The sequence below is a fragment of the Microbulbifer sp. Q7 genome (assembly GCF_001639145.1).
Taxonomy (GTDB): domain Bacteria; phylum Pseudomonadota; class Gammaproteobacteria; order Pseudomonadales; family Cellvibrionaceae; genus Microbulbifer.
Window position 1 is genome coordinate 1,333,966 of record NZ_LROY01000001.1, and the last position, 12,258, is coordinate 1,346,223.

Here is a 12,258-nt window from a genome sequence, read left to right on the forward strand (position 1 = left end):
GCGGGCTTCGGCTGACGCGGGTCAGGTAAAGCGTCGCCGGGCTGCGCGTATCGGCAGCCCGGCGGGTACATCGGGGTAATTACAGCACAGTTTGCGCGAAGGCGGCGAGGATCAGCAGTGGGCACACGATGCGCACGTACCAGGGCCAGACTTTCCAGAACAGGGTGTTCTCGATGCCCGGGTGTCCTTCCTGGAGTTCCACCAGCAGCTGGTCGCGGCGCCAGATCCAGCCGGCAAAGACACACAGGGCAACGCCCAGCAGCGGCTGACCATATTCCGTTGCCGCGGAGATCACCAGCCCAAACAGCGCCTCAAAATTGAAAATGATGACGGTACTGATGACAAAGATCAGAGCGCCCATCAGCAGGGTGGCGGGCTTGCGTTTCAGCTTCAGGCTCTCGATGCAGAACGCCACCGGCACTTCCAGCATGGAGATGGAGGAGGTGAGGGAGGCGATGGTCATCAGCGCGAAGAACGCGATGGCTACAAACAGTCCGGAGGTGCCCATGGAGTCGAACAGGGCCGGCAGTACCTGCAGGATCAGGCCGGGGCCGGCAATCAGGTCGCCGGCTTCGGAGTAAATCTGGGTGCCGGCTTCCTGGGCCACGTACATCGCCGGCAGGATCAGCAGGCCGGCGGTGAACGCGATACCCACGTCGATCAGGGTCACCAGTGCGCCGAGTCGGGGAAGACTCTCTTGCTTGCTGAGGTAGGAACCGTAGATCAGCATGGTGCCAACACCGAGGGACAGGGAGAAGAAGGCCTGGCCCATGGCGGACAGCAGCAGCTGTGGTGACAGCTTGCTGAAGTCGGGGATCAGGTAGGCTTCCAGGCCCTTGAAGGCGCCGGGCTGGGCCAGCACATACACGATCAGCAGCAGCAGCAGAATAAGCAGTGCCGGCATCAGCAGGGTCGACCAGCGCTCGATGCCCTTCTCAACCCCGCTGGCAATAATCAGCATGGTGAGACCACTGAAAATCGCGGTGAAGGTGAAGTTGCGCGCGGTGCTGTCACCGGTGAGCCAGCTGGCGGTTTCGGTGGCGCCGACCAGGTTGGCGAAGGGGTCCGCCAGATGGGCCACCATCCAGCCGGCCACAATGGCGTAGAAGCTGAGAATGAGCGAGGCAACGAGGATGCCGCCAAACCCGGCCAGGGTGCCCACGCCGCGGCTCACGGGCCCCGGAGAAATGCTGCGCAGGGCCTTTACCATGTTGCTACGCGCGTAGCGGCCAATGGACAGTTCCGCCATCAGCACCGGATACGCCAGCAGAAAGGCGAGTACCAGGTATACGACCACAAAGGCGGCGCCGCCGTTGGCGGCCACGTTGGTGGGGAAGCCCCAGATATTGCCGAGGCCGACGGCGGAGCCTGCGGCGGCCATCAGAAAGCCGAAGTTGGAGCTGAATTGTCCTCGCGGTGCACTCATGGTAAATCTCGTCGTTATTCTTTTGTTATGGTTTTGCTGTCAGGTTCGGCGGTTAGCGGTGCTCGGTGCGCATTACCCGCTGCTTCACCCGGTTCCAGTCGCGCTCTTTTTCGGTCTCGCGCTTGTCGTGAGAGGCCTTGCCCTTTGCCAGCGCAACTTCGCACTTGATCAGGTGCTTTTTCCAGTAGATCGCGGTGCACACGCAGGTGTAGCCCTTCTGGTTAACGGCGGCGAAGAGCTTGGCGATCTCGCGGCGGTTGAGCAGCAGGCGGCGGGTGCGGTCGGGTTCGGTGACGTAGTGGGTAGAGGCGCTGGCCAACGGCTGGATACGCGCACCCAGCAGCCAGGCCTGCCCGTCCTTGAACAGTACGTAACTGTCGGTGAGCTGGGCCTTGCCCTCGCGGCAGGATTTTACCTCCCACCCCTGTAATTCCAGGCCCGCCTCAAACTTCTCCTCGATGAAGTAATCGTGTTTCGCCTTCTTGTTGAGGGCGATGGTGTTTGAGGACGGAGCCTTTTTCTTTTTTGCCATGAAAACTAACTATCGGTACATCAGGTGCCGGTACGGCAACATGCATTAGAAAATACTGGAGCCAAAAAACTTCAGTGCAACCGTGTTGATAAAGATCAACAGCAGGATTGCCGGAATGAAGGTGCCCAGTGAGAAGTTCACATACTTCTGCGACAGGGAGCCGGCAAAGGCTTTGTCACCTTCCTGCAGCTCCGCGTCAAAATTGGCTTTCTTCCACTTGTAGATCACGAAGATACACACCAGCAAGCCATTGAGGGGCAGTATGGTGTCGTAAAACAGGATTTCTACCAAGTCGAAAAACGATTTGTTACTGCCCGCCAGGGTGACGAACTGGGTCAGCCAGTCTGCCATACCGAAGGACATGGCGCAGCCTACCGCCAGCACCAGCTGGATGGCGGCAATGGTGTAGATGGCCTTGCGGCGTGACATGCCGCGCTCGTCGCGCAGCGTGGCTACCGGCACCTCAATGATGGAGACCAGGGAGGTCAGTGCCGCAATGAATACAAGGAAGAAGAAGGCGCCGGCGAAAATACTGGCGCCAGCGTAACCAATGCTGTCCTGCAGCGACAGGAAGATCTTCGGCAGGAACAGGAAAATCATGCCGGCAGAGGAATCGCTCAGGGAGGTGGTGTCAATCTGCGGATTGAAGTGGAAAATGCTCGGCAGGATCAGCAGGCCGGCGGTAAACGCCACCAGGGTATCGGTAATGGCGACGGCACGGGCAGATCCGGGAATGGAGTCGCGCCGCTTCATATACGAGCCATAGGTAATCATGATCCCCATGCCCAGAGACAGGGAGAAGAAGGCCTGCGACATGGCCTTGCTGACCACTTCCGAGGTGAGCTTGGAAAAGTCCGGAATCAGGTAGTACTGCACGCCCAGCATGGCGTTTTCGCGGGTCAGTACAAACAGCACCAGCACCAGCAGCATGACGAACAGCATCGGCATCAGGGTTTTGGCCGCCCGCTCGATACCGTCTTTTACCCCCATCGACAGTACGCCGTTGATAATCAGCATCAGCGCGATGAGGTACAGGAACACGGTCTTGGAATTGATGAACTCGCCAAAGTAGGCCTCGGTGGCTAGCAGGCCCAGGTTGCCTTTGAATACTTCCACCAGGTAACCAAGAATCCATACGGTCACCACCATGTAGAACACGGCGATCATGAATGGGGTAATCAGGGCGAACCAGCCGGGAATGCGCCACAGGCGCGAGCCGCCGGAAAGCTGGCGATAAGCGCCCACCGGGTCTTTGTCGGATTTACGTCCCAGGGCCAGTTCGGCCATCATTACCGGCAGGCAGATCAGAAAAACGAACAGCGCGTACACCAGCAAAAACGCACCGCCGCCACTTTTGGTGGCAGCGACGGGAAAGGAAACCAGGTTGCCGATACCGACGGCGGAGCCGGCGGCGGCCAAAACGAACCCGAGACGGGAGCCAAAATGTTCTCTTGCTGCGGACATAAATCTTCTCGCTTGCCTGTTATTCTTGTCGCCAGAATGATTGTGGGACTGGGTAGTCTTTGCGATTACCTGCAGTCGAAAGGACGGATTGTTGCAGGATTTAGCCGCCTTGAGTAGCGTCCGTGGCTAAAATCGGTCAGCCTCCCACCAGATAGGCAAGAAAACCGTAGTTGTCGGGCAAGGTTTAATCAATGACAAATATTGAGCGCAGCGCACTGGTGATGTTCAGTGCAGAGCAGATGTTTGACCTGGTGAATGATGTCGCCAGTTATCCACAGTTCCTGCCGGGGTGCCGCAGCGCGGAAATACTACACCGGGATGCGGAGACGCTGGAGGCGCGGCTGGATTTGTCCCGCGCGGGTATCTCCCAGAGCTTTGTGACCCGCAATCGGCTGTTCCGACCGGAGCGCATGGAGCTGGTGCTGGTGGACGGTCCGTTTAGTGAATTCAGCGGTACCTGGTTGTTTACGCCGCTGGCAGAGAACGCCTGCAAGGTGAGCTTCGCACTGCAGTTCAGTGTGCAGAACCGGCTGCTTGGGGCCGCTGCGGGGAAGCTGTTCAGCGGCATTGCCAACCAGATGGTGGATGCGATGTGTGAACGGGCGAAACAGATTTATGGAGCCGAATCATGACCAACCAGAAAACCATTGCCGTGGAAGTGGTGTACGCGCTGCCCCATGAGCAGCGCCTGATGAGCCTGTTGGTGGAGCCGGGCACCACCGCCCTGCAGGCACTGGAGCAGTCGGGGATTCCACGGGAGTACCCGGAAGTGGACCCGGCAACGGCGAAGCTGGGGATATTTGGTCAGGCCCTGGGGACCAAGGGCCTGGCGGTGGCTGCGGAGTATGTGCTGCAGCCGGGGGATCGGGTGGAAGTGTACCGGCCGCTGATTGCCGATCCGAAGGAGGCGCGCAAGCAGCGCGCGGAGAAGGCAAAGCGGCAGGCGCAGGGCGGTTGAGCCCTGCCGGGAGCGACGGTTAACCGGGTTGTATCAGGGCCAGCCGCTGGGCTGCCAGTCGCCGCTGGTCTCGATCAGGCGGTCGCCGTTGAAGTACACGGAAAAACGCTTCTGGGTCTCTTCGCCCTTGGGGCTGCGCACACGATTGATGTAATCCCAACGGTTGGGGTTAAACGTGTCTTCCAGTAGGGGTGTGCCCAGTACAAAACGCACCTGGCGGCGGGTCATGTCGGGCCTTAGCTGGTCCACCATTTCCTGGGTAATGATATTGCCCTGCTGCACCTGGATACGGTGAACGCCGGGAAACTTGAACAGGCTGCAGGCCGTGGCAACGCTGCAGAGTGCGGTAATCAGTAGAATTCGTACAACTGATGGCATTGAATGCTCCATCTGAATTTTTATTGGTGTCCCTGGCTCAGGGTGTCGAAGCGGCGCTTCGGTGCTGTGGACAGCATAGCGGACCAACGGGCAAACATCGACGCCGCCACTGTTGACCCAACAGCCCGAGTCAACATGACATGAATAGTCGCCAATTCACCGATAAAGTTCCCCGCAGCCGCCATATTGCCGCGCTTTTGGGGCCGATTTGGCGCCTGGGGTTCCGCTGCCTTCACTGGGCGTGGATAATACCCGAACTGTGCGCCTGCCGACAGGCACGGCGCCATTTATTACAAGCGACTATTTCGAACGACGATATAGCGATCACGAGCACACTGCGGAACTTAATAACTCATGTCGAACGAAAACCAGGAACTGCGCAAAGCGGGCCTCAAAGTCACTCTGCCGCGAGTGAAAATTCTCCAGCTGCTGGAAAGTGCCAATGAACAGCATCTCAGCGCAGAAGATGTGTACAAGATGCTGCTGGAAGCTGGAGAAGATGTAGGGCTGGCTACGGTGTACCGGGTACTGACCCAGTTTGAGAGCGCCGGCCTGGTCATGCGCCACAACTTCGATGGTGGCCACTCGGTGTTCGAGCTGGATCGCGGTGACCACCACGACCACATGGTGTGTACCGACTCCGGCAAGGTGATCGAATTTCACAATGAAAAGATTGAAGAGCTGCAGCACCAGATCGCCGAGGAGCACGGCTACGAGCTGACCGGCCACAGTCTGGTGCTGTATGTGAAGAAGAAAGATAGCTAGACGGCGAACTCTTCTTTCGCACCTACAAAAAAGGGGGAGCTAACGCTCCCCCTTTTTTGTAGGTTCTGATATTGGCTGCCGCCTGCGGTTTATACCGGAGGCGTGTAGTCGCCGGGGTACTTGCCGACCTTGGTGGCGTAGTACTCGCCAAAGCGTGCCAGTTCGCGGGCCAGGTTCTCGCCCATCTCCATCACCGGCCCCAGGCCAGCCTCCTTGCGCGCAAAGTCGACAAAGCCGCATACCACCGGTACCGCGGCACCGCGGGCGATGTGGTAAAAGCCGGTTTTCCAGCGTTCGGACTTACCGCGGGTGCCCTCCGGCGGCACCGCGATCACCAGCTCCTCGCGGGACTTGTACTGGTTAATGGTGGCTTCCACCAGATTGTTGGCCTTGCTGCGATCCACGGCAATGCCGCCAAACCAGCGCATGGTGCCGCCCAGGGGGAACTGGAACAGTTTGTCTTTGCCCATCCACTGCGGGTTCACCTTCAGCTTGAGGGCCGCGAGGATGAAGAAGTAGCCATCCCAGTTAGATGTGTGGGGGGCGGCCAGCAGTACGTACTTTTTCAGCTTCAGCGCGCGCTCATCCGCGACGATTTTCCAGCCGTGCAGCTTCAGCAGCAGCCGCGCCACCAGGCGCAGGACAGGTGTAACGATGGGAGTATTGAAAATGGTTGTTTGCATGGTGCGACCGCGTTCTTTGCCCGTCAGTGTAGTTGGATTCCCACCCGGCAGGAGGATGGTTCGGGGGCGCGGAAGTATAAGGTGAATTTTATGCCACATGCGGTCAATTTCGGCCCGCGCAGGGTTTGCGGACCGAAAATCTGTGACTGGCAGGTTTTGAGGAGCGTCAGTTGCGGCCGAGCATTTCTTCCGCGTGGGCCAGGGACTGGGCCGTGGTCTCGCCCCCCAGCATGCGCGCGATCTCCCGGCAGCGCGCTTCATCCTTGAGCTCACGCAGTGCCACAAAGGCATTGTCACCATCGCTGTGTTTTTCCACCAGGTATTGTCGATGGGCGCGCGCCGCTACCTGTGCAAGGTGGGTCACGCAGATGACCTGCCCGCGCTCGCCCAGCTGGCGCAGCAGCTTGCCGACCACATCACCGGTGGCGCCGCCGATACCCACATCGACCTCGTCGAACACCAGCGTGGGGGTGCGCGAGGTCTGCGCGGTGATCACCTGGATGGCCAGGCTGACCCGTGATAATTCGCCACCGGAGGCAATCTTGCCGAGCGGGCGCGGCGGCTGGCCCGGGTTGGTGGCGATCAGGATTTCCACTTCTTCGAGGCCGGTGGCAGAGGGTTTGTCCAGCGGGCTCAGTGCCAGTTCCACACGGGCGTGGGGCATGGCGAGGTCGGCCAGCTGGGCATTGACGGCCTCGGCGAGCCTGGTGGCGGCGGCCGCACGCAGTTTGCTGAGTTTGCCGGCGCTGGTGCGGAATGCCTGTTCCAGTGCATCGCACTCGGCAGCCAGTTTGTCGAGGGCATCCGGCGCGCCGATTTCCTCAAGCTCCTGCTGCCACTGCTGTTGCAGCTCGGGCAGCTGCGCAGGCTGTACCCGGTGTTTGCGCGCGATGGAATAAATCGCCGAGAGGCGCTCTTCCACTTCGGCCAGGCGTTCCGGGTCGATCTCAAAGCGGTCGATATGCCGCGACAGGGTGCTGCCGGCCTCTTCGATCTGGATGCGCGCGCTGTCGAGCATCTGCGCCACTTCTGCCAGTGCCGCACTCTGCTCCGGCATGGCGCCCACCAGTTGCAGTGCGCGGTGCAGCTGCTCGGCAATATCGCCTTCCCCGCCATTGAGTAGTGCGGCCAGCTGGTAGCTGCCATTCAGGATATCGCCCGCATTGGCCAGTTGGCGCTGCTCACTTTCCAGCTCTTCCAGCTCGCTGGGCTGGAGGTTGAGCTGTTCGAGTTCCTCCAGTTGGTATTCCAGCAGGTCCCGGCGGGCTTGGGTTTCCTCGGCGCTGTCGGCCAGTTTGCGGTAGCGGCGGTACTGGTCCTGCCAGGTTTTGTAGTGAATACGCACTTCGGCGCTGTGGGCTTCGGCGTGGGCGTATTCGTCCAGCAGGCGCCGGTGGGTGTCTTTCTTCAGCAGCGACTGATGCTCGTGCTGGCTGTGGATATCGATCAACTGCTCGCCGAGGGTGCGCAGCTGCATCAGGGTTACCGGCTGGCCGTTGATGTAGGCCCGCGAGCGGCCATCGGCACTGATGGTGCGGCGCAGGATCACCTCGCGCCCGGCATCCATTTCCTGTTCCTCGAGCCAGGCGCGCGCCTCGGCGTGCTGGGCGATATCGAAGGTTGCGTGAATGTCTGCGCGCTTGGCACCGGCCCGCACCAGCTCGCCATTGCCACGGTCGCCCAGGGCGAGGCCGAGGGCATCCAGGGTGATGGATTTGCCCGCGCCGGTCTCGCCGGTGAGGGTGCTGGTACCGGGGCCGAATTCCAGTTCCAACTGGTCGACCAGGGTGAATTGGCTGATAGACAGGTGTAGCAACATGAGATTATTTTCGTGGCTATCCGAATAGTGGTTGTTTATACAGTATATGGCCGCCCCCTTTCAATCATCGCGGGCGCTGAATGTGCGTGAATCAGCTATCGCAAGCGTCCGCTCCCCACACTACCCTGACGTTTGCCCCCGTGTTGCGCCTGCGTGTGGCCACATCCTCTTGAAGTGACTGGCGCAGCCCCCATATAGCCTTGCATTCCCGGCGCCGGAACAGGTTCCCGGGCAAGTTTTACAACGATTTGACCAATTGGCAGTAGACCGACGGACACAGACGGAGAAAGCAGTGGCCAAAGAGCGCAGCGAAGACGAACAGATTGAGACCGGCGAACAGGCCGCCGAGGTGGAAACCCCGGATGCGGAAGAACAGCACGCGGCCGAAGAGGCGCTGGCGGAAGAGCTGGCGGCTGACCGGGATGCGGATAAAGAAGCTGCTCTGGAGGAGGAAATCGCCTCCCTGCACCAGCAGCTCGCCGATCATAAAGACATGGTGCTGCGCGCCCAGGCTGAGGTGCAGAATGCCCGCCGCCGCGCCCAGCAGGATGTGGAAAAGGCGCACAAGTTTGGTGTGGAGAAGCTGATCAAGGAATTGTTGCCGGTTGTGGACAACCTGGAGCGTGCGCTCTCCACCATCGACATCAGCGATGAATCGCAAAAAGCGGTGGTCGAGGGTATTGAGCTGACCCAGAAGTCCTTTATCGACACCCTGGTGAAAGCCGGTGTGGAAGTGGTCAATCCGGCGGGTGAGCCCTTTGATCCGGAACTGCACCAAGCCATGACCCAGGTGCCCAATGGGGATGTGGAGCCGAACACGGTGCTCGACGTGTTCCAGAAAGGCTATCGCCTGAACGGCCGCCTGGTGCGCCCGGCGATGGTCGTTGTCAGCAAGGCGCCGTAAGGCGGATTTCTAAATCGCTGCTCGCGGTGCCCTTGAAAACCCAATGGCGGCACCAATATAAGCAGCAACCGAATACAAATGTGCGCAGCCAGGGTGAAATCCGGCGCGCAGCAAAGTGAGGAATCAGATCCATGGGAAAAATCATCGGCATCGACCTGGGTACCACCAACAGCTGTGTGGCGGTACTGGACGGCGACAAGGCTCGCGTAATTGAAAACGCGGAAGGCGATCGCACAACCCCTTCCATCGTTGCGTTCACCGACGACAACGAAGTGCTGGTGGGCCAGTCCGCCAAGCGCCAGTCCGTGACCAACCCCACCAACACCCTGTACGCCGTCAAGCGCCTGATCGGCCGCAAGTTCAAGGACGACGTGGTACAGAAAGACATCAAGATGGTGCCTTACTCCATCGTTGAAGCCGAAAACGGTGATGCCTGGGTAGAGGTGAAGGGCGACAAGAAAGCTCCGCCGCAGATCTCTGCTGAAGTACTGAAGAAAATGAAGAAAACCGCGGAAGACTTCCTCGGTGAGAAAGTAGACGCGGCGGTAATCACCGTGCCGGCCTACTTCAATGACTCCCAGCGTCAGGCCACCAAAGACGCCGGCCGTATCGCCGGCCTGGACGTCAAGCGCATCATCAACGAGCCGACTGCGGCAGCGCTGGCCTACGGCATGGACAAAGCCGGCGGCGACCGCACCATCGCGGTCTACGACCTGGGTGGTGGTACTTTCGATATCTCCATCATTGAAATCGCCGACGTCGATGGCGAGAAGCAGTTTGAAGTGCTGTCCACCAACGGTGACACCTTCCTCGGTGGTGAAGACTTCGACCTGCGCCTGATCGACTACCTGGCAGAGCAGTTCAAGAAAGAACAGGGCATCGACCTGAAGGGCGATCCCCTGGCCATGCAGCGCCTGAAAGAAGCGGCGGAAAAAGCCAAGATCGAGCTGTCTTCCAGCCAGCAGACCGAAGTGAACCTGCCGTACATCACCGCAGACGCCACCGGTCCCAAGCATCTTGTGGTCAAACTGACCCGCGCCAAGCTGGAAAGCCTGGTGGAAGACCTGGTCACCCGCTCCCTGGAGCCGGTAAAAACCGCGCTGGCCGACGCGGACCTGTCTGCTTCCGGCATCGACGAAGTGATTCTGGTGGGCGGTCAGACTCGCATGCCGCTGGTGCAGGCGAAGGTGACCGAGTTCTTCGGCAAAGAGCCGCGGAAAGACGTGAACCCGGACGAAGCGGTTGCCGTGGGCGCGGCGATTCAGGGCGCGGTACTGGGCGGCGACGTGAAAGACGTACTGCTGCTGGACGTTACCCCGCTGACCCTGGGTATCGAAACCATGGGTGGCGTGGCCACTCCGCTGATCGACAAGAACACCACCATCCCGACCAAAAAGTCCCAGGTGTTCTCCACCGCGGATGACAACCAGACTGCGGTGACCATTCACGTGGTGCAGGGTGAGCGCAAGCAGGCGGCACAGAACAAGTCCCTGGGTCGTTTCGACCTGGCCGACATCCCGCCGGCGCCGCGCGGCATGCCGCAGATCGAAGTGACCTTCGATATCGATGCCAACGGTATCCTGCACGTGCACGCCAAAGACAAGGCGACCGGCAAGGAGCAGTCCATCGTGATCAAGGCCTCTTCCGGCCTGTCCGATGAAGAGATCGAAAAAATGGTGCAGGACGCCGAGGCCAACGCCGAAGCGGACAAGCAGTTCGAGGAGCTGGTCACCACCCGCAATACCCTCGACGGCCTGATCTCTGCCACGCGCAAGACGCTGGAAGAAGCTGGCGACAAGGCTACCGCGGACGAGAAAGCGGCTATTGATGCGGCGCTCTCCGAAGCGGAAGAAGCGGTGAAAGGCAACGACAAGGCAGCTATGGAAGCAGCCACCACCAAGCTGACCGAAGCCTCTGGCCCGGTAGCCCAGAAGATGTACGCGGAGCAGGCGCAAGCCAGCGAAGCGGCCGCGGAACAGGCCGAGCAGGCGAGTTCAGGTGGTAAGTCTGGCGGTGACGACGCAGTGGATGCCGAGTTCGAAGAAGTCAAAGACGACAAGAAAGAAGACAAGTAATCAACCACTTGTCTCTGCCCTGCCGGCAGCTGTCGGCAGGGTGATACAAAAAGGCGCGGGCGCTCACACTGGGCTCTCGCGCCTTCTGCAGTTTAAAAAGAACACACAGAGCTATGTCCAAACGCGATTACTACGAAGTCCTTGGCGTCAGCAAGGGTGCGGATGAAAAAGAGCTGAAAAAGGCTTACCGCCGGGTGGCGATGAAGTTTCACCCGGACCGCAATCCTGACGATAAAGAGGCGGAGAACAAGTTCAAGGAGGCCAACGAGGCCTACGAAGTCCTGTCCGATCCGCAGAAGAAGGCGGCCTACGACCAGTTCGGCCACGCCGGCGTCGAGGGGCAGGCTGGCGGTGCGGGTGCCGGCGGCTTCGGTGGATTCTCCGATATTTTCGGCGACGTGTTCGGCGATATCTTTGGCGGCGGCGCTGGCGGCGGCCGTCGCGGCCCCCAGCGCGGTTCCGACCTGCGCTATGACCTGGACCTGGATCTGGAAGACGCGGTGCGCGGCACCACCGTCAAGATCAAGGTGCCGACCCTGGCCAACTGTGGCACCTGCCACGGCTCCGGTGCCAAGGCCGGCTCCCAGCCCCAGACCTGTGGTACCTGTGGTGGCGCCGGCCAGGTGCGTATGCAGCAGGGCTTCTTCTCGGTACAGCAGACCTGCCCCAACTGTCGCGGGCGCGGTACCGTCATCAGTGACCCCTGCGGTAGCTGTCACGGCCGCGGCCGGGTGGAAGAGACCAAGACCCTGTCGGTCAAGGTACCGCCGGGTGTGGATACCGGTGACCGCATCCGTCTCGCCGGCGAAGGTGAGGCGGGGCCCGATGGCGGGCCCGCAGGCGACCTGTACGTACAGGTGATGGTGCGTGAGCACGAGCTGTTCCAGCGCGATGGCAAGAACCTGTACTGCGAAGTGCCCATCAGCTTCGTCACCGCTGCCCTCGGTGGCGAGATGGAAGTGCCCACGCTGGAAGGCAAGGTCAAGCTGAAGATTCCCGCGGAAAGCCAGACCGGCAAATTGTTCCGTCTGCGCGGCAAGGGGGTAACCCCGGTGCGCGGCGGTGCGCCGGGCGACCTTTTGTGCCGGGTGGTGGTGGAGACCCCGGTCAACCTGAGCGCCAAGCAGAAGGAGCTGCTGGAGGCGTTTGCCGATACCCTGAGCGAGAAGAAAAACTCTCCCCGCCAGACCGGCTGGTTTGAAGGGGTGAAGAGCTTCTTCGGCGACATGAAGCTGTAAGGCTTCAAGGGCGTAC

Annotated in this window: 12 protein-coding genes; 6 read left to right on the top strand and 6 right to left on the bottom strand. The window is 60.3% G+C overall.

Annotated elements, in window-relative coordinates:
- Nucleotides 1-79: 79 nt before the first annotated feature.
- From AU182_RS05425 to AU182_RS05435, 3 genes are read right to left on the bottom strand one after another with little or no spacing between them, the layout of a single operon-like run.
- Nucleotides 80-1,426, bottom strand: a complete 1,347-nt coding sequence (locus tag AU182_RS05425; protein WP_066961717.1) for a sodium-dependent transporter — start codon at nucleotides 1,424-1,426, stop codon at nucleotides 80-82.
- 52 nt (nucleotides 1,427-1,478) lie between these two features.
- Nucleotides 1,479-1,958 (bottom strand): SsrA-binding protein SmpB, encoded by a 480-nt coding sequence (smpB, locus tag AU182_RS05430; protein ID WP_066961720.1) that lies wholly within the window; start codon nucleotides 1,956-1,958, stop codon nucleotides 1,479-1,481.
- 45 nt (nucleotides 1,959-2,003) lie between these two features.
- Complete coding sequence (locus AU182_RS05435) at nucleotides 2,004-3,422, bottom strand: sodium-dependent transporter (protein ID WP_066961722.1); 1,419 nt, start codon at nucleotides 3,420-3,422, stop codon at nucleotides 2,004-2,006.
- A gap of 191 nt (nucleotides 3,423-3,613) precedes the next feature.
- Between AU182_RS05435 and AU182_RS05440 the strand changes: the two genes are divergently transcribed.
- A complete protein-coding gene (locus AU182_RS05440; RefSeq protein WP_066961725.1) occupies nucleotides 3,614-4,054 on the top strand; it encodes a type II toxin-antitoxin system RatA family toxin in 441 nt (146 codons plus the stop codon).
- Complete coding sequence (locus tag AU182_RS05445) at nucleotides 4,051-4,380, top strand: RnfH family protein (RefSeq protein WP_066961727.1); 330 nt, start codon at nucleotides 4,051-4,053, stop codon at nucleotides 4,378-4,380. Before AU182_RS05440 ends, AU182_RS05445 begins: the two co-directional genes overlap by 4 nt.
- A gap of 33 nt (nucleotides 4,381-4,413) precedes the next feature.
- On the opposite strand, the gene AU182_RS05450 is transcribed toward AU182_RS05445, so the two are convergent.
- Complete coding sequence (locus tag AU182_RS05450) at nucleotides 4,414-4,758, bottom strand: outer membrane protein assembly factor BamE (protein ID WP_066961730.1); 345 nt, start codon at nucleotides 4,756-4,758, stop codon at nucleotides 4,414-4,416.
- A gap of 354 nt (nucleotides 4,759-5,112) precedes the next feature.
- Between AU182_RS05450 and fur the strand changes: the two genes are divergently transcribed.
- On the top strand, nucleotides 5,113-5,523 hold the full coding sequence (fur, locus tag AU182_RS05455; protein ID WP_066961733.1) for a ferric iron uptake transcriptional regulator: 411 nt from the start codon (nucleotides 5,113-5,115) through the stop codon (nucleotides 5,521-5,523).
- A gap of 89 nt (nucleotides 5,524-5,612) precedes the next feature.
- Here the strand turns inward: fur and AU182_RS05460 are convergent, their stop codons facing one another.
- Together AU182_RS05460 and recN are read right to left on the bottom strand one after the other, a co-directional pair.
- Nucleotides 5,613-6,206, bottom strand: a complete 594-nt coding sequence (locus AU182_RS05460; protein ID WP_066961735.1) for a 1-acyl-sn-glycerol-3-phosphate acyltransferase — start codon at nucleotides 6,204-6,206, stop codon at nucleotides 5,613-5,615.
- A gap of 166 nt (nucleotides 6,207-6,372) precedes the next feature.
- Entirely contained in the window at nucleotides 6,373-8,025 is a 1,653-nt protein-coding gene (recN, locus tag AU182_RS05465; protein ID WP_066961737.1) for a DNA repair protein RecN, read from the bottom strand.
- A gap of 292 nt (nucleotides 8,026-8,317) precedes the next feature.
- On the opposite strand from recN, the gene grpE reads away from it, so the two are divergent.
- The 3 genes from grpE to dnaJ all read left to right on the top strand — a co-directional run bounded on the left by grpE (nucleotide 8,318) and on the right by dnaJ (nucleotide 12,242).
- Entirely contained in the window at nucleotides 8,318-8,929 is a 612-nt protein-coding gene (gene grpE / locus AU182_RS05470) for a nucleotide exchange factor GrpE (RefSeq protein WP_082859228.1), read from the top strand.
- Nucleotides 8,930-9,060: 131 nt separating this feature from the next.
- Nucleotides 9,061-11,004, top strand: a complete 1,944-nt coding sequence (dnaK, locus tag AU182_RS05475) for a molecular chaperone DnaK (RefSeq protein ID WP_066961739.1) — start codon at nucleotides 9,061-9,063, stop codon at nucleotides 11,002-11,004.
- A gap of 113 nt (nucleotides 11,005-11,117) precedes the next feature.
- Nucleotides 11,118-12,242 carry a molecular chaperone DnaJ gene (gene dnaJ / locus AU182_RS05480; protein WP_066961740.1) on the top strand — a complete coding sequence of 375 codons (1,125 nt, stop codon included), beginning with the start codon at nucleotides 11,118-11,120 and terminating at the stop codon, nucleotides 12,240-12,242.
- The last annotated feature ends 16 nt before the right edge of the window (nucleotides 12,243-12,258 follow it).